12 protein-coding genes are annotated in these 18,094 nt (G+C 71.2%); 5 read left to right on the top strand and 7 right to left on the bottom strand.

The annotated features are described in order from the left end of the window. Positions 1-23: 23 nt before the first annotated feature. Together AC4BEG_RS25330 and glnA are read right to left on the bottom strand one after the other, a co-directional pair. The gene (locus tag AC4BEG_RS25330) at positions 24-650 is read right to left on the bottom strand and encodes a maleylpyruvate isomerase family mycothiol-dependent enzyme (RefSeq protein ID WP_490702047.1); all 627 of its coding nucleotides are present in this window, start codon (positions 648-650) and stop codon (positions 24-26) included. Between the two features lie 161 nt (positions 651-811). Continuing rightward, positions 812-2,173 carry a type I glutamate--ammonia ligase gene (glnA, locus tag AC4BEG_RS25325; RefSeq protein ID WP_490702046.1) on the bottom strand — a complete coding sequence of 454 codons (1,362 nt, stop codon included), beginning with the start codon at positions 2,171-2,173 and terminating at the stop codon, positions 812-814. Between the two features lie 529 nt (positions 2,174-2,702). Here glnA and AC4BEG_RS25320 point away from each other — a divergent pair. After that, positions 2,703-4,379: a multicopper oxidase family protein gene (locus AC4BEG_RS25320; protein WP_490702045.1), complete on the top strand. Its 1,677-nt coding sequence runs from the start codon at positions 2,703-2,705 to the stop codon at positions 4,377-4,379. 105 nt (positions 4,380-4,484) lie between these two features. Beyond that, positions 4,485-6,245 (top strand): NAD+ synthase, encoded by a 1,761-nt coding sequence (locus AC4BEG_RS25315; RefSeq protein ID WP_490702044.1) that lies wholly within the window; start codon positions 4,485-4,487, stop codon positions 6,243-6,245. A 132-nt stretch (positions 6,246-6,377) separates the two neighbouring features. Here AC4BEG_RS25315 and AC4BEG_RS25310 read toward each other — a convergent pair whose 3' ends face one another. The 4 genes from AC4BEG_RS25310 to AC4BEG_RS25295 all read right to left on the bottom strand — a co-directional run bounded on the left by AC4BEG_RS25310 (position 6,378) and on the right by AC4BEG_RS25295 (position 11,313). After that, positions 6,378-7,583, bottom strand: a complete 1,206-nt coding sequence (locus AC4BEG_RS25310) for an MFS transporter (protein ID WP_490702043.1) — start codon at positions 7,581-7,583, stop codon at positions 6,378-6,380. Positions 7,584-7,763: 180 nt separating this feature from the next. Then, positions 7,764-8,789, bottom strand: a complete 1,026-nt coding sequence (locus AC4BEG_RS25305) for an endonuclease/exonuclease/phosphatase family protein (protein WP_490702042.1) — start codon at positions 8,787-8,789, stop codon at positions 7,764-7,766. A 239-nt stretch (positions 8,790-9,028) separates the two neighbouring features. Beyond that, entirely contained in the window at positions 9,029-9,691 is a 663-nt protein-coding gene (locus AC4BEG_RS25300) for a TetR/AcrR family transcriptional regulator (protein ID WP_490702041.1), read from the bottom strand. Next, entirely contained in the window at positions 9,691-11,313 is a 1,623-nt protein-coding gene (locus AC4BEG_RS25295) for an MFS transporter (protein WP_490702040.1), read from the bottom strand. The genes AC4BEG_RS25300 and AC4BEG_RS25295 overlap by 1 nt, the downstream gene beginning before the upstream one ends. Positions 11,314-11,572: 259 nt before the next feature. Between AC4BEG_RS25295 and panB the strand changes: the two genes are divergently transcribed. From panB to AC4BEG_RS25280, 3 genes are all read left to right on the top strand, one after another. Continuing rightward, positions 11,573-12,463 carry a 3-methyl-2-oxobutanoate hydroxymethyltransferase gene (panB, locus tag AC4BEG_RS25290; protein WP_490702039.1) on the top strand — a complete coding sequence of 297 codons (891 nt, stop codon included), beginning with the start codon at positions 11,573-11,575 and terminating at the stop codon, positions 12,461-12,463. A 224-nt stretch (positions 12,464-12,687) separates the two neighbouring features. Further along, the gene (locus tag AC4BEG_RS25285) at positions 12,688-13,713 is read left to right on the top strand and encodes an ATP-binding cassette domain-containing protein (protein ID WP_490702038.1); all 1,026 of its coding nucleotides are present in this window, start codon (positions 12,688-12,690) and stop codon (positions 13,711-13,713) included. After that, the gene (locus AC4BEG_RS25280; RefSeq protein WP_490702037.1) at positions 13,710-14,537 is read left to right on the top strand and encodes an ABC transporter permease; all 828 of its coding nucleotides are present in this window, start codon (positions 13,710-13,712) and stop codon (positions 14,535-14,537) included. The genes AC4BEG_RS25285 and AC4BEG_RS25280 overlap by 4 nt, the downstream gene beginning before the upstream one ends. Before the next feature lie 117 nt (positions 14,538-14,654). On the opposite strand, the gene AC4BEG_RS25275 is transcribed toward AC4BEG_RS25280, so the two are convergent. Beyond that, the gene (locus tag AC4BEG_RS25275) at positions 14,655-18,086 is read right to left on the bottom strand and encodes an AfsR/SARP family transcriptional regulator (protein ID WP_490702036.1); all 3,432 of its coding nucleotides are present in this window, start codon (positions 18,084-18,086) and stop codon (positions 14,655-14,657) included. Between the last annotated feature and the right edge of the window lie 8 nt (positions 18,087-18,094).

Genomic DNA, 18,094 nt, shown 5'->3' with positions numbered 1-18,094 from the left:
CCAGGAGAGCCGACCGTCGCTGTTCACACCGCGACGAAGCGGTCGCGCGGCTCGCCGCGCAGCCGCCCCGGGGGCAGCTTGCGGCCGTAGGCGACCAGCAGCAGATCCTGGGCGGCGCCGGTCAGCGGGGTGCCGGTGCCGTAGGTCCAGCCGAGGTCGTCGGCGCGCAGCTGGACGCCGTCGAGGTCGGTTCGGAAGAACTTCAGCGTCCTGGGCTCGACCGTCCCCAGCAGTATGCGGACACGGTCCTCGGGCACCCGCCGGTCGAGGTCCAGCGCGACCGAGATGTCCAGGCCGTGGATGACGTCATGGCCGAGCGCGGCGGCGAACCCGCCGACCGGGGGCGTCCAGGGGTGGTGGGCGTTGTCCCGCAGCCAGGTGGCGAGTTCGGCGGTCGTCGCGGCCGCCGCGTCCTTGCGGGCGGTCCGGTCGGTCATCCGGTGCAGACGGCCCCCGGCCTTGAGCAGTTCCAGCGCCACCTTGGGCAGCGAGTAGCGAAACCCCAGCGAGATATGGGCCGCGATCTCCCGCACCCGCCAGCCCCCGCACAGACTCGGCGCGTCCCACTGCCCGGTGGACAGCCCGTCCAACAGCGCGGCCAGCTCGGTGCGTTCGGCCGCGATGGCGGCCCGTATCTGCGTGCTGTCCATGGATCAAGGATCCTGGCCACCACAGGTGTCTGTCCAAGAGCCGGTGGTTCTCACGGCCAGAAGGATCCGTTATGCGCCCCGAACCCACCGAGGGCCCACGATCAACGATCGTGGGCCCTCGGTCGTACGGCGTGACGCTGTGACGCTCCCCGGCAACGGGGTCACAGCACCGGCAGGTTCTTCCGCAGCTCGAACGGCGTGACCTCCGACCGGTACTCCTCCCACTCCTGCTTCTTGTTGCGCAGGAAGAAGTCGAAGACATGCTCGCCCAGGGTCTCGGCGACCAGCTCGCTGCGCTCCATCAGGGTGATGGCCTCGCCGAGGTTCTGCGGGAGGGGTTCGATGCCGAGGGAGCGGCGCTCGGCGTCGGAGAGGGCCCAGACGTCGTCGTCGGCACCGGCCGGGAGTTCGTAACCGCCCTCGATGCCCTTCAGCCCCGCGGCGAGCAGGACGGCGTAGGCGAGGTAGGGGTTGGCGCCGGAGTCCAGGGAGCGGACCTCGACGCGGGTGGAGCCGGTCTTGCCGGGCTTGTAGAGGGGGACCCGGACCAGCGCGGAGCGGTTGTTGTGGCCCCAGCAGATGTACGAGGGGGCCTCGCCGCCGGCGCCCGCGGTGCGCTGGGAGCCGCCCCAGATGCGCTTGTAGGAGTTGACCCACTGGTTGGTCACCGCGGAGATCTCCCCCGCGTGGCGGAGCAGACCGGCGATGAAGGACCGGCCGACCTTGGAGAGCTGGAACTCGGAGCCCGACTCGTAGAAGGCGTTCCGGTCGCCCTCGAAGAGGGAGAGATGGGTGTGCATACCGGAGCCGGGGAACTCCGAGAACGGCTTCGGCATGAAGGTGGCCTGGACTCCCTGCTCCAGCGCCACCTGCTTCATGACCAGACGGAACGTCATGATGTTGTCGGCGGTGGAGAGCGCGTCGGCGTAGCGCAGGTCGATCTCCTGCTGGCCGGGGGCGCCCTCGTGGTGGGAGAACTCGACCGAGATGCCCATCGATTCGAGCATGGTGATGGCCTGACGGCGGAAGTCCATGCCGATGTTCTGCGGGGTGTGGTCGAAGTAGCCGGAGGAGTCGGCGGGCACCGGGCGGCTGCCGTCCACCGGCTTCTGGTTGAGCAGGAAGAACTCGATCTCGGGGTGGGTGTAGAAGGTGAAGCCGAGGTCGGAGGTCTTGGCGAGGATGCGCTTGAGGACATAGCGCGGGTCGGCGAACGACGGGGAGCCGTCCGGCATCAGGATGTCGCAGAACATCCGGGCCGTCCCGGGGGCCTCGGCGCGCCAGGGCAGGATCTGGAAGGTGCCGGGATCCGGCTTGGCGATCATGTCGGACTCGTAGACGCGGGCGAACCCCTCGATCGCGGAGCCATCGAAGCCGATGCCCTCGTCGAAGGCGCCCTCGAGCTCGGCGGGTGCGACGGCGACGGACTTGAGGAAGCCGAGCACGTCGGTGAACCACAGCCGCACGAACCGGATGTCGCGCTCTTCGAGCGTCCGGAGCACGAACTCCTGCTGCTTATCCATGGTCCCCATTCCTTGCAGGTCAAGCGGCTCTTTCGGCGGGCGCGGGGCACCTGTCGCGGCCCCAGTATCACGCGGCGGGATTTCGGTGAGGTTTCCTCCACTCGCCCGGCCCCGCACCACGTGTGTGCATCGTACTTTCCAGCGTGCCGCGACGGACCCGACCGTTCCGCGCCCCGGTGGCGCCTTCAGGGATGCGATACCCCTTGGGGGTAAGGTGTCGATTGTCACGATCATCGGATATCGGAAAATCGGGACAACGGGGATGATCAGGTGGAGGCACCGGTGCACGGACAGCGGAGGGTGACCGTCGGCCACGGCCGACCGCCGCGCCGCGCCGTTCCGCGGCCGCCCGTTCCGCCCGTGCCCTCCGTTCCCGCTGTTCCTGCCGTTCCCTCCGCCGGTTCGTCCGGCCCCCTGCTGGTGCCACTGCGCATAGAGCGGCGCGTCCGCCCCGTCCCCCACGCGGGGCACGGCGGGCGCGCGGCCCTCCCCTGCGCACATCACCACACCAGCATTGGGGTCCTCTCTCATGCACGCACACTCTCGCCGCGCCGTCCTCGGCGCGGGAATCGCCGCCGCGGGCAGCGGTCTGCTCGGCGCCTGTAGCCCCTCCGTCCCGCCCGACACCATGGGCACGGACATGGACGACAACGGCATGGACACCTCCGCCAAGGACCGCGATGCCATCGCCGCGCCCCAGCCGACGTACGTCTCCCCCGACGGCCCCGAGGTCAGGGCCGCCGAGCGGGTACGGGGCCAGGGACCGGTCCGGCGGTTCCAGTTGCTCGCCACGGCCACCACACTCGACCTCGGTGCCCGTACGGTGAAGTCCTGGGCGTACGGCGACATGCTGCCGGGCCAGGAGATCCGGGTCACCGCGGGCGACACACTCGCGCTCACCCTCGCCAACAACCTGCCGCAGCCCACCTCGTTGCACTGGCACGGCATCCGGCTGCGCAACGACATGGACGGCGTCCCGGGCCTCACCCAGGGGCCGGTCGGAACCGGCGCGACGTACGACTACCGCTTCACCCTGCCGCACCCGGGCACCTACTGGATCCATCCGCACTCCGGCGTCCAGATGGACCGCGGGCTGTACGCGCCGCTGATCGTCGAGGACCCGAAGGAGCCGCTGTCGTACGACAAGGAATGGGTCATCGTGCTCGACGACTGGCTCGACGGGGTGGGCGGCAGTACGCCGGACATGGTGCTCGAGGAGCTGAACGGCGGTCCGGGCGCGGGAATGAACCACGGGATGGGCCACGGCGGGACGCGGCGCGTCCCCTCGCCCGCGCACGCGGCCCTGGCCACGGCCACGGCGAAGGGCACGGCGGGGAAGGGGAAGGCGAAGGGAGGGAAGGGCAAGGTAAAGGCCCATCCCCCGTCCCGGAAGCTGACAGGGGTCAGGAGCGCCCTGCTGGGCGGGTTGGCGGGCGATGTCGCCTACCCCTACTACCTGACCAACGGCCGTACCCCGCAGTCCCCGCAGGTCTTCCGCGCCAAGACCGGTGACCGCGTCCGCATCCGCATCATCAACGCGGGCGGTGACACGGCCTTCCGGGTCGCCCTGGGCGGCCACCGGATGACCGTCACCCACACCGACGGTTATCCGGTCGTGCCCGTGAAGACCGACGCCCTGCTGGTGGGCATGGGCGAGCGCTATGACGTACTGGTCGAGGCCAAGCACGGGATGTTCCCGTTCGCCGCCCTGGCCGAGGGCAAGGGGCGGTCCACGATGGCCGTGCTGCGCACCGGGGGCGAGGGGGCACGGAAGTTCCCCCGCCCCAAGGAACTCGACGGACAGCTGGTCACGGCCGCCGGGCTGAAGGCGGCGGAGCAGGTGCGGCTGAGCCCGCGCGAGCCGGACCGTACGATCCGGATGCGGTTCACGGGATCGTCGCGCCACTACGACTGGTCGATCAACGGCAAGCCCTACGACCCGGCGCAGCGCTATCCGGTGCGGGAGGGCGAGCGGGTCCGGATGACCTTCATCAACAACACCCCGATGTGGCATCCGTTCCATCTGCACGGCCACACCTTCGCGCTGTCGGCCGACGGGGCGCGCAAGGACACCGCGATCCTGCTGCCGCATACGAGGGTGAGCGTGGATTTCGACGCGGACAACCCGGGACTGTGGATGATCCACTGCCATAACGTCTACCACTCGGAGTCGGGGATGATGACCGTCCTCGGCTATCAGCGCTAGGTCAGGCCCGGGGCCCGCACCCGCCCGGTGCGGGCCCGGCTGTGCGCGACGTGAGAAGGAAGACAGTCCGGGCCATCGCGTCAGACAGACGATTACACTGGGCGCGTGCCTCAACTTCGCCTCGCTCTGAACCAGATCGACTCGACCGTCGGAGACCTCTCCGGCAACACCGAGTCGATAGTCCACTGGACCCGGCACTCCGCCGAGCAGGGCGCCCACCTGGTGGCGTTCCCCGAGATGGCGCTGACCGGTTACCCGGTCGAGGACCTCGCGCTGCGCTCCTCCTTCGTCGAGGCCAGCCGTGCCGCGCTGCACGCGCTCGCCGCGCGGCTGGACGACGAGGGCTTCGGCGAGCTGCCGGTGGTCGTCGGCTATCTCGACCGCGGCGATCGGGCCGAGCGGTTCGGCCAGCCCGCCGGTGCCCCGCAGAACGCGGGGGCCGTACTGCACCGCGGCCGGGTCGCCCTCACCTTCGCCAAGCACCATCTGCCGAACTATGGCGTCTTCGACGAGTTCCGCTATTTCGTCCCCGGTGAGACGCTGCCCGTCGTCCGGGTCCACGGCATCGATGTCGCGCTCGCCATCTGCGAGGACCTGTGGCAGGACGGCGGCCGGGTGCCCGCCGCCCGTACGGCCGGGGCCGGGCTGCTGCTGTCGATCAATGCCTCGCCGTATGAGCGCGAGAAGGACGACACCCGCCTCGACCTGGTGCGCAAGCGGGCCCAGGAGGCGGGCTGCACCACCGCCTACCTCGCGATGATCGGCGGTCAGGACGAGCTGGTCTTCGACGGTGACTCGATCATCGTGGGCCGCGACGGCGAGGTGATCGCCCGCGCTCCGCAGTTCGCCGAGGGCTGTGTGCTGGTCGACCTCGATCTGCCCGCCGCCGACCCGGACTCGGTCCCGGAGGGGGTCGTGGACGACGGGCTGCGCATCGACCACCTCACCCTCTCCGCCGATCCGCTCCCGGCGTACGAGAGCGAGCCGGAGCTCGCGGGCGGCGAGGCCGAGCGGCTCGGCGACGACGAGGAGATCTACACCGCGCTGGTGGTGGGGCTGCGCGCGTATGTCGCGAAGAACGGTTTCCGCAGTGTGCTGATCGGGCTCTCCGGCGGTATCGACTCGGCGCTGGTCGCGGCCATCGCCTGTGACGCGGTCGGGGCGCAGAACGTGTACGGCGTGGCGATGCCGTCCCGCTACTCCTCCGAGCACTCGATCGCCGACGCCGCCGAGCTGGCGCGGCGCACGGGGCTGAACTTCCGCACGGTCCCCATCGCCCCGATGTTCGACGCCTATATGGGGTCGCTCCAGCTCAGCGGGCTGGCCGAGGAGAACCTCCAGTCGCGGCTGCGCGGCACGATGCTGATGGCCATCTCCAACCAGGAGGGTCATATCGTGCTCGCGCCGGGCAACAAGTCCGAGCTCGCGTGCGGCTATTCGACGCTCTACGGGGACTCGGTCGGGGCGTACGGGCCGATCAAGGACGTCTACAAGACGTCCATCTTCCGCCTGGCGAAATGGCGGAATCGCGCGGCGGAAGAGAGGGGCCAGACCCCTCCCATCCCCCAAAACTCGATCACCAAGCCGCCGAGCGCCGAGCTGCGGCCCGGCCAGGTCGACACGGATTCACTGCCGGACTACGACGTCCTGGACCGGATCCTGGAGCTGTATGTCGACCGGGACCGGGGCCGGGCGGAGATCGTCGCGGCGGGCTTCGACAACGAGCTGGTCACCCGGGTGCTGCGACTGGTGGACACCGCGGAGTACAAGCGGCGTCAGTACCCGCCGGGCACGAAGATCTCCGCGAAGGGGTTCGGCAAGGACCGCCGTCTGCCGATCACCAACCGCTGGCGCGAACACTCCTGACCACTCCGCCCGAGCCCCCGCGTACGCCGCCGCACGGCCCATGACGCAGCCCGGTTCAGCCGGGGGACGGTGGGGCCGTTCGGACGGCCCGCGCCGCGCGCGACTGCGCGCGGCGCGCGCTCGGCCGATGGATCAGCCGACTTCCGACATCCGCGGCATCGACTCACTCGACGCCACCACCCGCGAGGGCTCCTCCTGGGTGCGGTCGAGCAGACCGGCGGTGATGGCGATGGCCAGGCCGACCAGCGCGAGGGCCGCGCCGACCAGGGTGGGGGAGGTCCAGCCCCAGCCTGCCGCGATGGCCACACCGCCCAGCCAGGCGCCGCCCGCGTTGGCGAGGTTGAAGGCGGAGTGGTTGGAGGCGGAGGCCAGCGTGGGGGCCGAGCGCGCCTTGTTCATGACCAGCATCTGGAGCGGGGTGGTGGTCATGAAGCCCACCGCGCCCAGCACCACCACCGTGGCCAGGGCCGCCCACTTGATGTGCACGGTGACGTCGAACAGGACCAGCACCGCGGCCAGCGCCGCCAGCGAGCCGTACAGGGTGGGCCGCAGCGCGCGGTCGGTGAGGGGACCGGCGGCCAGGGCGCCCAGGGTCATACCGATGCCGAAGAGGGCGAGGACGACCGTGACGGAGGACTCGGCGAAGCCGGTGACCTCGGTCATCATCGAGGCGAGATAGCTGTAGACCGCGAAGACCCCGGCGAAGCCGAAGACGGCGGTGAGCAGGCCGAGCAGCACCTGACGGTCGCGGAGCGCGCCCAGCTCCTGGCGGAGCCCGCCGTGCTGGTCCAGGGGGACCTGGGGGACGAGCCGGGCGATGGCGGCCATGGCCACGACCCCGATCCCGGCGACGACCAGGAAGGTCGCGCGCCAGCCCAGGTGCTGGCCGAGCAGGGTGGCCACCGGGACGCCGACGATGTTGGCGATGGTCAGGCCCAGGAACATGGTGGCGACCGCGCGGGCCCGCCGTTCCTCGGCGACCAGGCGGGCGGCGACCACCGCGCCGACGCCGAAGAACGCGCCGTGCGGCAGCCCCGCGAGCACCCGTCCCGCGATGAGCAGCCCGAAGGAGGGCGCGAGCGCGGAGGCGAGGTTCCCGACGGTGAAAAGCGCCATGAGCAGTACGAGCATCCGCTTGCGCGGTACGCGGGAGCCGAGGGCGGTGAGCAGCGGGGCGCCCACCACAACGCCGATGGCGTACGCGGAGACGAGATAGCCGGCGGTGGGCACGGAAGTGCCCAGATCGTCAGCGACGTTGGGCAGCAGGCCCATCATCACGAACTCGGTGGTGCCGATGCCAAAAGCGCTCACAGCCAGCGCGAGCAGAGGCAGGGGCATGAGAGACCTTTCACAACGAGGGAGAAACGGCGGAGGGACGCCGTACGGGCATGGGTATGTTCTCCCGCTGAACAAAGTCTCTCACGCCGTTCGTTCCCCCGATGCGACACCGAGATGAACAGGTGCGGTCAACAGATGAGGTCAGTGCGACGACCCGGGTGTCGGAGGACGACCCCGGTCTCAGAAGTCGAGCGAGGCCGACACCGGCAGATGGTCGCTCCCGGTCTTCTTCATCGTCGACGCCCCGACCGGGTCAAGACCGCGCACCATGATCTGGTCGATCCGCGCCATCGGGAACGAGGCGGGCCAGCTGAAGCCGAAACCGTCACCGGCGGCCCCCTGCGCGGAGCGCATCTGGGAGGTGACGGGGGCCAGCGCCCGGTCGTTCATCGTGCCGTTCAGATCGCCGAGCAGCACCACCCGGTCCAGCCGCTCGTTCCTGATGGCCTTGCCCAGCGCCGCGGCGCTGGCGTCGCGCTGCCCCGCGGTGAAGCCCGCGTTGAACCGCACCCGCACCGAGGGCAGATGGGCCACATACACACCGACGTCGCCCTTGGGCGCGGCGACGGTGGTGCGCAGCGCCCGGGTCCAGCCCAGCTTGATGTCCACCGGCTCGGTGCCGGACAGCCGGTACTTGCTCCAGACGCCGACCGTGCCGCGCACCGCGTGGTACGGGTAGGTGTTCTTCAGCGCCCGTTCGTAGACCGGCACCGCGTCACCGGTGAGCTCCTCCAGCGCCACCACGTCCGCGCCCGAGGTGCGCAGGGTGTCGGCGGTGCCCTGCGGATCGCGGTTGTCCGCGTTGACGTTGTGGGTGACGACGGACAGATCGCCGCCGTGGCCCGCCTTGTCGAAGAACATCAGCCCGCCGAAGAGATCCAGCCAGACGGCGACCGGCAGCACCAGCGCGAGGACGGCGCTGGCCGACCGCCGGACCAGTCCCAGCACCAGCAGTACCGGGATGAGCAGACCGAGCCAGGGCAGGAAGGTCTCCAGCAGGCTGCCGAGGTTGCCTATGTCGTTGGGGATCTCCGCGTGGAAGATCATCACCATGCCGAGCAGAACGGCGAGCCCCGCGAGCACCAGCCCACGCCGCCAGATCCCGCGGTCGTTGCGGAGCCGGTCGAGCAGAAGGGCGACCCTGGAGCCGGAGTGCTGGGGGTCGCCCCCGGGCTGGCCCGTCTCCTGCGTGTACGCCTGCGCCATTCGCTGTCCTCACTGCCTCAACTGCGCGCCTAGGGCAAGACCATAGGCGATGACCAGGGCATTCCCCGACGTGACCATCGGGAGTTCCCGTGTCGAGGACGCGTGGAGGACGAGCGGGGGTTCCGAGTCCGGTTGTGAGAGGGCCTGTTGTGACACAACCGGCACACATATGCCGCAAAGGACCCCGCGCGTGCCGTCACCCTCCCGGCCACCCGCGCGGGGACACTCCTCACCCGCGGTCACCCGCGCGGGGACACTCCTTCCAGGACCGTGTCCACGATCCGCTCGGCCAGGCCCTCGGGCAGCTCCCGCCACTCGTGCAGGATGGCGCGCGTCAGCATCGGGCCGGTGAACAACTCACCCAGCAGCTCAAGGTCCACGTCGCCGCGGATCTCACCGCGCTCGACACCGCGCCGCAGCACCTCGTGCAGCGAAGCGCGCCGGGCCGCGATGACGTTCTCCTCGTAGGCCCGCCACAGCTCGCGGTTGGCGTGCATCTGGGTGACAACGCTGCGCAGCAGGGCGGAGTTGCGCTTGGCCAGTCCGCGCCGCCGCATGAACTCGAGGATGGTGACGATGTCGTCGCGGACCGATATCCCGGCCGGTTCCGGACCGGACTCCTCCAGGGAGCGCAGCACCTCGAGCATCAGGGCGTCCTTGCCGGGCCAGCGGCGGTAGACGGTGGCCTTGCCGACGCCCGCCTCGCGCGCGATCCGCTCGATGGACAGCCCGTCGACCGTGGTGCCCTCCTCCAGCAGCCGCAGCGCGGCCTCGATGATCGCGGCGTCGGCGGCGGCGCTGCGCGGCCGTCCGCGGACCTTGGCGGCGGCGCAGCCGGGATCGGTCCGATCACTGGAACCGGCCGCTTCGGCCACTTCGGCCGTATCGGCCACATCGGTCATCAGGTTGCCCCCGCCTCCGCCCGTTCCCGCGGCCGGCCGCCCCCGGGCGCCTGGTCACCACTGTCCTTGCCGGGCAGAAAGGCTAGTACGACCAGCGCGCCGAACAGGGCCACGCCGGCCGAGCCGAGCGCGGTGACATGCATGGCGTGCACGAAGGAGTCCTGGGCCGGGCCGATCAGCGCCTGCCCCTTGGGGCCCAGCCGCTCGGCGAGGCCGAGGGTGGCCTCGACGGATTCGCCCGCAGAGTGCCGTACCGAGTCGGGCAGCCCGGGTACGGCATCCAGGGTGCCCTGAACGCCCTCGCGGTAGGTGGTGGAGAGCACCGAGCCGAGGACGGCGACCCCGAGCGCACCGCCCACCTGCCGGAAGGTGTTGTTGAGCGCCGAGCCGGAACCGGCCTTCTCGCGGGGCAGCGTCTGCATGATCGAGGTGGTGACCGGGGGCATGATGTGCGCCATTCCGGCGCCCTGGGCGAAGAACAGCACCTCGAGGATCCACATCGGGCTGTCCACGTCCAGCAGCAGGAACCCGGTCATGGCGGCGGCCACCAGCAGCATGCCGCCGGTGCACACCGCGCGGGCGCCGAACCGCTCGACGACCAGCCGGGCGCGGGGCGCGAACAGCAGCTGGGCGATGGCCAGCGGCAGGATCAGCAGCCCGGACTCCAGGGCGCTGTGGCCGCGCACGCTCTGGATGTAGAAGACCATGAAGAAGGTGACGCCCATGAGGGCGAAGAAGACCAGGGCGATGGCGGCGATGGCGGCCGAGAAAGCGGGCTTGCGGAAGTAGCCGACGTCGATAGACGGATGGTCGATGCGCCTCTCGTGCAGCACAAACACGGTGAGCACGGCGAGGCCACCGCCGATCGTGCCCAGCACCTGCGCATCGGTGAAGTCGGCGAGCTGGCCGCCCTTGATGATGCCGTAGACCAGCAGGACCAGGCCGATGACGGAGAGCACCACGCCCAGCGGGTCCAGCCGGCCGGGGCTGGGGTCCTTGGAGTCGGGCACCAGGAGCACCATCGCGATGAGTCCGACGACGACGATGGGGACATTGACGAAGAAGACCGAGCCCCACCAGAAGTGCTCGAGCAGCAGCCCACCGGTGATCGGCCCGATGGCGATGGCGAGGCCGACCGCGGCGACCCAGATGCCGATCGCCTTGGCCTGCTCCTCGCGCTCGAAGACGTTCACCAGGATGGCGAGGGTGGCGGGCATCACGAAGGCGGCGCCCAGGCCCATCAGCGCGCGGAAGCCGATGAGCTCACCGGGCGAGCCGGAGTAGGCGGCGAGCACCGAGCCGATGCCGAACACCGCCATGCCGCTGAGCAGCACCTTCTTGCGGCCCAGCCGGTCGCCGAGGAGACCGGCGGTGAACAGCAGCCCGGCGAAGACCAGGGTGTAGGAGTTGATCGCCCACTCCAGCTCGGACTGGGTGGCGCCGAGGCCGGTGGGTTCGGGCGTGGCGATGGTCTTCATCGCCACGTTGAGTATGGAGTTGTCGAGGACGACGACCAGGACGCTGAACATCAGGACGACGAGGATCGCCCAGCGTCTGCGGTGGATCGCCTCGGAGACGCCGGGCCCGTCGGGGGCGCCCTGGGGGCGGGGAGAGCTTGCCATGCGGCTCAGACTAAGAGCATTGCGATACGGAACCGTCTCGTATTGAAAACTCTTTGCGATGCTTTGGCCAACGAAGGGGGTTGCAGAGGGGTGCCGGAAGGATTGCGGCAGGCCGACGGGAACGGCCGGGACAAGGGTGGCCAAGGCCACCGCCCGCACCTCCCGGACCCACTTTCCCCCCGCTCGGAGCCGTGCCAGCATGGGGGTGGTCCGGGGACGCCGTCAGGGCGCCTCGAGATGACGAACAGGAGCCGTCGCAATGACGCACGTCAGTCCTGCGCAGAAGCAGTCCGGCAGCGGTGGAAACGGTCCGGCAGCCGCCTCCAAGGCGCTGTACGGAGGGACCGGATCCCGCCGCATCACCGTCCGTGACATCTCCGCCGCCAAGGAGCGCGGCGAGAAGTGGCCCATGCTCACCGCCTACGACGCGATGACCGCCTCCGTCTTCGACCAGGCGGGCATCCCGGTCATGCTGGTCGGCGACTCGATGGGCAACTGCCACCTCGGTTACGAGTCCACCGTGCCCGTCACGATGGACGAGATGACCCTGCTGTCCGCCGCCGTCGTACGGGGCACCCGACGCGCACTGATCGTCGGCGACCTGCCCTTCGGGTCGTACCAGGAGGGCCCCGTCCAGGCGCTGCGCAACGCCACCCGGCTGATCAAGGACGCCGGGGTCGGCGCGGTGAAGCTGGAGGGCGGTGAGCGCTCCGCCCACCAGATCGAGCTGCTGGTCCAGGCGGGAATCCCGGTGATGGCGCATGTCGGCCTCACCCCGCAGTCCGTCAACGCCTTCGGCGGCTACCCCGTCCAGGGGCGCGGTGAGGAGGCCGCCCAGCAGCTGCTGCGGGACGCCAAGGCGGTGCAGGACGCGGGCGCCTTCGCGGTCGTCCTGGAGCTGGTCCCGGCCGAGCTGGCCGCCGAGGTGACCCGCTCGCTGCACATCCCCACCGTCGGCATCGGCGCGGGCCCCGACTGTGACGCCCAGGTCCTGGTGTGGACCGATATGGCGGGGATGACCGACGGACGGGTGCCGCGCTTCGTCAAGCAGTACGCCCAGCTGCGCCAGAGCCTCGGCGACGCCGCACGGGCCTTCGCGGAGGACGTGATCGGCGGGGCGTACCCGACCGCGGAGCACTCCTTCCACTAGGCGCTCCGCTAAGTGCCGCGAGGTGCCGTCGTGCGTCTGCGGCTGCGTCGTGGCCGGTCGCGCCCACGCGGCGGAGCCGCCCATCGACACAGCCCCGCGCCCCTTCAGGGCGTACCCGGCCGCGAAGCACTCCTTGTACACCGACAGCCCGCCGATCTTCCCCCGTCGGCGGGCTGTCTGCCGTCTGTCGGTGTTCTGTCGGTGGACACTGCGATGGTGGGGGCATGAAGCGACAGGAACACACGATCAGGGGCGGCAATGCCGTCGAAGTACGGGGGCTGGTCAAGCACTTCGGAGACACCAAAGCGGTCGACGGCGTCGACCTGGAGGTCCCGGAGGGCACTGTCCTCGGAGTACTCGGCCCGAACGGAGCCGGGAAGACCACCCTCGTCCGCTGTCTGTCCACTCTGCTGGTGCCGGACGCCGGGACCGCCGTGGTGGCCGGGTACGACGTGGTGAAACAGCCCCGTCAGCTGCGCCGCACCATCGGGCTGACCGGGCAGTACGCGTCGGTGGACGAGAAGCTGTCCGGCTGGGAGAACCTCTACATGATCGGGCGGCTGCTCGATCTGTCCCGCAAGGACGCCCGCCGCCGCGCGGACGAGATGCTGGAGCGGTTCTCCCTGACCGAGGCCGCCAAGCGGGCCGCGCGCACCTACTCCGGCGGTATGCGCCGGAGACTCGACCTGGCCGCGTCCATGATCGGCCACCCCGCGGTGCTCTATCTGGACGAGCCGACCACCGGACTGGACCCCCGCACCCGCAACGAGGTGTGGGACGAGGTCAAGCGGATGGTCGCCGACGGCTCCACGGTGCTGCTCACCACCCAGTACATGGAGGAGGCCGAGCAGCTCGCGCACGACCTGACGGTCATCGACCGCGGCAAGGTCATCGCCGAGGGCCGGGTCAACGACCTCAAGGCCAAGGTCGGCGGGCGCACCCTCAAGATCCGCCCGTCCGATCCCCAGGAGCTGCACCGCTTGGTCGGCGCCATCGCGCAGGCCGGGCTCGACGGCGTCGGCAGCGCCACCGCGGACACCGCGGAGGGCCTGGTCAACGTCCCCATCATCAGCGATGAGCAGCTCACCGCGGTGGTCGGTCTGCTCGGTGAGCGCGGCTTCGCCATCGCCGGGATCGACACCCATCTGCCCAGCCTCGACGAGGTGTTCCTCGCCATCACCGGCCAGAAGACCTCCGTCCTCGAGGACGAGGCCACGACGATCGACGCTGTTGAGGAGGTCGCCGCATGAGCGCGGCAACGATGACCGCGCCCGCCAAGGCGCTCCCCGGCGAGGGCCGGATCGGCCTGCGGGCCAATCTGCGGCACATCGGCGCGCTGGTGCGCCGTAACGCCCTCCAGATCAAGCAGGACCCGGAGTCGATGTTCGACGCCGTGCTGATGCCCATCATCTTCTCGCTGCTGTTCGTGTACGTCTTCGGCGGCGCGGTGGCGGCGGGCGACCGGGGCCGCTACATCAACTACTTCATCCCCGGGATGATGGCGATGGGCGGTCTGAACATCGCGATGTCGGTCGGCACCGGTGTCAACGACGACTTCCAGAAGGGAGTCATGGACCGCTTCCGGACGATGCCGATAGCCCGTTCCTCGGTGCTGATCGCCAAGCTGATCGTGGAGACCGGCCGGATGCTGGTGTCCACCCTGATCCTGCTGGCCATGGGCTTCCTCATGGGCTTCGATCTCAAGACCGGGCCGCTGGAGCTGATCGCCGCGGTGGCCCTGGGGCTGCTCTTCGGCTCCTCGCTGACCTGGATCTTCATGCTGCTCGGCCTGTCCATGAAGACCCCCCAGGCCGTTCAGGGCATCGGGATGCTGGTGATCATGCCGCTCCAGTTCGGCTCGTCCATCTTCGCGCCGACCAACACCATGCCCGGCTGGCTCCAGTCCTTCACCGACTACAACCCGCTCTCCCAGCTCGCGGATGCCTCGCGGGCGCTGACCAGCGGTCATGGCGCGATCGCGCATCCGGTGACGGTCTGTCTGGTGTGGGCGGTGGGCATCACCGTGCTCACGGCTCCGCTCGCGGTGGCCAAGTTCCGCAACAAGACCAGCTGAGGGCGGTACGTCCCAGGGCCTCGACCGCCGACCATGTGTGCCGCACGGGGGGCAGCGCACCTGGCCGGCGGTCGAGGCCATGGGCGCGGTCGTTGCCCACGCGGTCCGGGCCGGGGTTCAGACCAGGGCGATGGCCTCCTCCAGCGTGAGGCCGGTGCCCTCGCCGTACGCCCGCTTGTACACCGCGTCCCCGAGCGCGGTCCGCACCACGGTCTCGGTGCGCACCCGACTCGCACGCTCGATGGTGGTGCGCCGGTGCGTCTGCGGGCTGCGCAGCTCGTCGTACGCCCCCACCAGCCGCGCCGCGGTCTCGGCCCGCCGCGCGCCGCCGAGCTCGCCCAGCGCCTCGGCCCCGGTCAGCAGCTGGGTCACCGGGATGAACGGCGCGATCAGCTCGGTCATCCGGTCCGTCGTCTTCGTCAGCGCGGTGCGCACCCGCTCCAGGGCGTCGCCCGGCCGCCGCTCCCTCAGATCCAGCCAGGCCAGCATCCCCTCCGCGATGCCCTGGAACAGTTGCAGCGCCCGCACCTCGAACTCCGTGTGCAGCGCGCCCAGCTGGGCGCGCGCCTCCGCGATCCGGCCCGTGCTGCCGTAGCGCACGGCCAGATGCATCCGGGCGTACGACAGGGCCTCGGCGCCCGCCTGCGGTCCCCGGTCGACCACCTCACGGAGCATCCGCTCCCCCTCGGCGGCCTCCTCCTCGTCCCCGAACTCCACGAACAGCCCGGCCAGCCGGGACCGGAGCAGCACCACCTGCTCATGGGCTCCCAGGTCCTGGGCCCAGCGGATCGCCGCGCGGTAGTCCTCGGCGGCGGCCGCGCCCTCGCCCCTCTGCTCCCGCGCCTCGCCGCGGCCGGACAGCGCCTCGGCCGCGCCCCAGGCGTCACCGAGCCCAAGGAAGATCTCCAGGCTCTCGTCGGCGTCGCGGGTCGCGCCCTGGCACCAGCCGCTGCGCTCGTTGAGCAGTTTGGAGCGCAGCTGGAGGATGAAGGCCAGCTCCCAGGTGTAGCCCAACTCCCGGCAGGTGCGCACGGTTTCGTCGGCCATCCCCCGCAACAGGTCGAAATCCCCCTTGATGATCACCGCGAAGAACCAGAGGACACCCGGGAGCCGACAGGCCTGCGGCGGCCCCGCCCGGTAGGCGGCGGCGATGCCCTCCAGCTCGCGCCGGCCGGTCTCGTTCGCGACGACCTGGAGGTCACCCTCGATGTTGGCCAGCGCGAACAGCCGTACGCCGCGGCGTGCTTCGTCCAGCAGCTCCGGCGACATCGGCGGCGGGGCGTCGATACAGCTGATGTGCAGCGGCGGGGCGGGGGTCACCGGCGGGGCGAACGGGTTCGGGCCGAGCTCCGCGGCGGCCGTGGCCCAGTGGCGGGCGTCCGCGCGGTGGCCGCGCAGATTCCAGAACCAGCCGAGGGAGAGCACCAGGCACAGCGCCTCCTGCTCATCGCGGACGGCGACCGCGCGGCGCAGCGCGGTGCGCAGATTCTCGTGCTCGCTCTCCAGCCGGTCCAGCCACTCGCGTTGGGCGGGCCCGCGCAGCAACGGGTCGGCGGTACGGGCCAGTTCCCGGTACGCCACGAGGTGGCGCCGCTCGACCGCGGCCCGCTCCGCCGCCTCGTCGAGCCGCTCCCCCGCGTACTCGGCGACGGTCTCCAGCAGCCGGTAGCGCATCTCCCCGGTCGCCCCGGGTGCGGCCACCACAAGAGATTTGTCGACAAGTGACCCGAGCAGGGCGGCCACGTCCCGTGAATCGACGGCGTCGGCGGGAGCCCTGGATTCCGTATCCGCGCAGACCGCTTCGGCGGTCGGGAGGTCGCAGCCGCCCGCGAAGACCGACAGACGGCGCAGGACGGTGCGTTCACGGGTGGTGAGCAGATCCCAGGACCAGTCGACGACGGCACGCAGCGTCTGCTGGCGGGGCAGCACGGTTCTGCTGCCGCTCGTCAGCAGCCGGAACCGGTCGTCGAGGCGGTCGGCGAGCTGCCGGGGGTTGAGCAACCGCAGCCGGGCGGCGGCCAGTTCGATGGCCAGGGGCAGTCCGTCGAGACGCCGGCAGATCTCGGCGCAGGCGCCCGGGTCGTCCTCCGTACGGAAGCCCTGCCGCGCCGCCGCGCCCCGGTCCTGGAGCAGCCGCAGCGCGACCGGGTCCGGCAGCGGTTCGACGGGCCGGACCAGCTCTCCGGGCACGGCGAGCGGTTCGCGGCTGGTGGCCAGGACGGTCACGCCGGGGCAGCGGGCCAGCAGCGTATCGGCGAGCCGGGCCGCCGCCTCGACGAGGTGTTCGCAGTTGTCGAGCACGATCAGCATGCGACGGGGTTCACAGTGCTCCACGAGCCGGGTGAGCGGATCGTGGGTGGCGGGGTCGGCGGCGGCACGCAGCCCCTCCGCCGCGGTGCCGCGAATGACGGTCTCGCGCCCGCCGAGCGCGGTGAGCACCGTCTCCGGCACCGTCTCCGGGTCGTCGACGGGCGCCAGTTCGGCCAGCCACACCCCATCCGGCCAGACGGGGCCGACCGCCTCGGCGGCCTCCTGCGACAGCCGTGTCTTCCCGGCCCCGCCGGGCCCGAGCAGGGTCACCAGCCGATGCCGGGCGAGGTCCCCGCGCAGTCCCTCCAGATCGGCCTCCCGCCCGACGAAGCTGGTGAGCCGAGCCCGGAGGTTCCCGCCCCCGGGTGGGCCCACCGGGTGAGGCGGGGGCGCGGACGCGGCGGGGGCGGCCGGAGCCCCGGGGGCGGCCGGAGCCGTGGAGCCCGAGCCCGGCACGGCCAACAGCGGCGACGCCGACGGACCGGCGGCGGGCCCGGACGCGGTCGGGGCCGGGGCCGGTTCCGGGGCCAGCAAGGCCGCGTGGAGGGCGCGGAGTTCGGGGCCGGGGTCGGCGCCCAGGCGGGTGGCGATCTCGGCGCGGATCGTCTCGTACGCGGCGAGCGCCTCCGCCGGACGGCCGGTGTCGCGCAGGGCGCGGATACGCAGGGCGTGCAGGGGCTCGTCCAGCCGGTGCGCAGCGCAGAGTTCGGTGAGCGCCGGAAGGGCCTGGGCGGCCCGGCCGAGGGCGAGGTCGGCAGCGAACCGGACGCGGCGCGCGTCCAGGCGGCGAGCCTCGGCACGGGTGGCCGCCGCCGCGCCACCCGGCAGATCCACGAGGGCGGGCCCGCGCCACAGCGCCAGGGCGGTGCCGAGGAGGTCGGCAGCCCGCTCCGGGGCGCCGTCGGCGAGGGCGCGGGCGCCCTGCTCCGCGAGCCGCTCGAAGCGGTGCAGATCGATGTCGTCGGGGTCCGCACCCAGCCGGTAGCCGCCCGGCGCGGAGTCCACGGCCTCCTTGCCCAGCGCGCGGCGCAGCCGTCCGACGAGGGCCTGGAGCGCGCCGTGCTCGTCGGCGGGCGGGTCGGCGCCCCAGATGTCCGCGATGAGGGCCCTGGTGGTGCACAGCCGCCCGGGCCTCAGCGCAAGCGCAGTCAGCAGCGCGCGCAGCCGAGCGCCTCCGAGCTCGACGGGACTGCCGTCGTCGCGGTGGGCCTGGGTGGTGCCGAGGATGGCATAGCGCACGGGCCCAT

The sequence above is a fragment of the Streptomyces sp. JLBJ103 genome (assembly GCF_058215575.1).
This window is presented reverse-complemented; position numbering and strand designations above follow the sequence as displayed.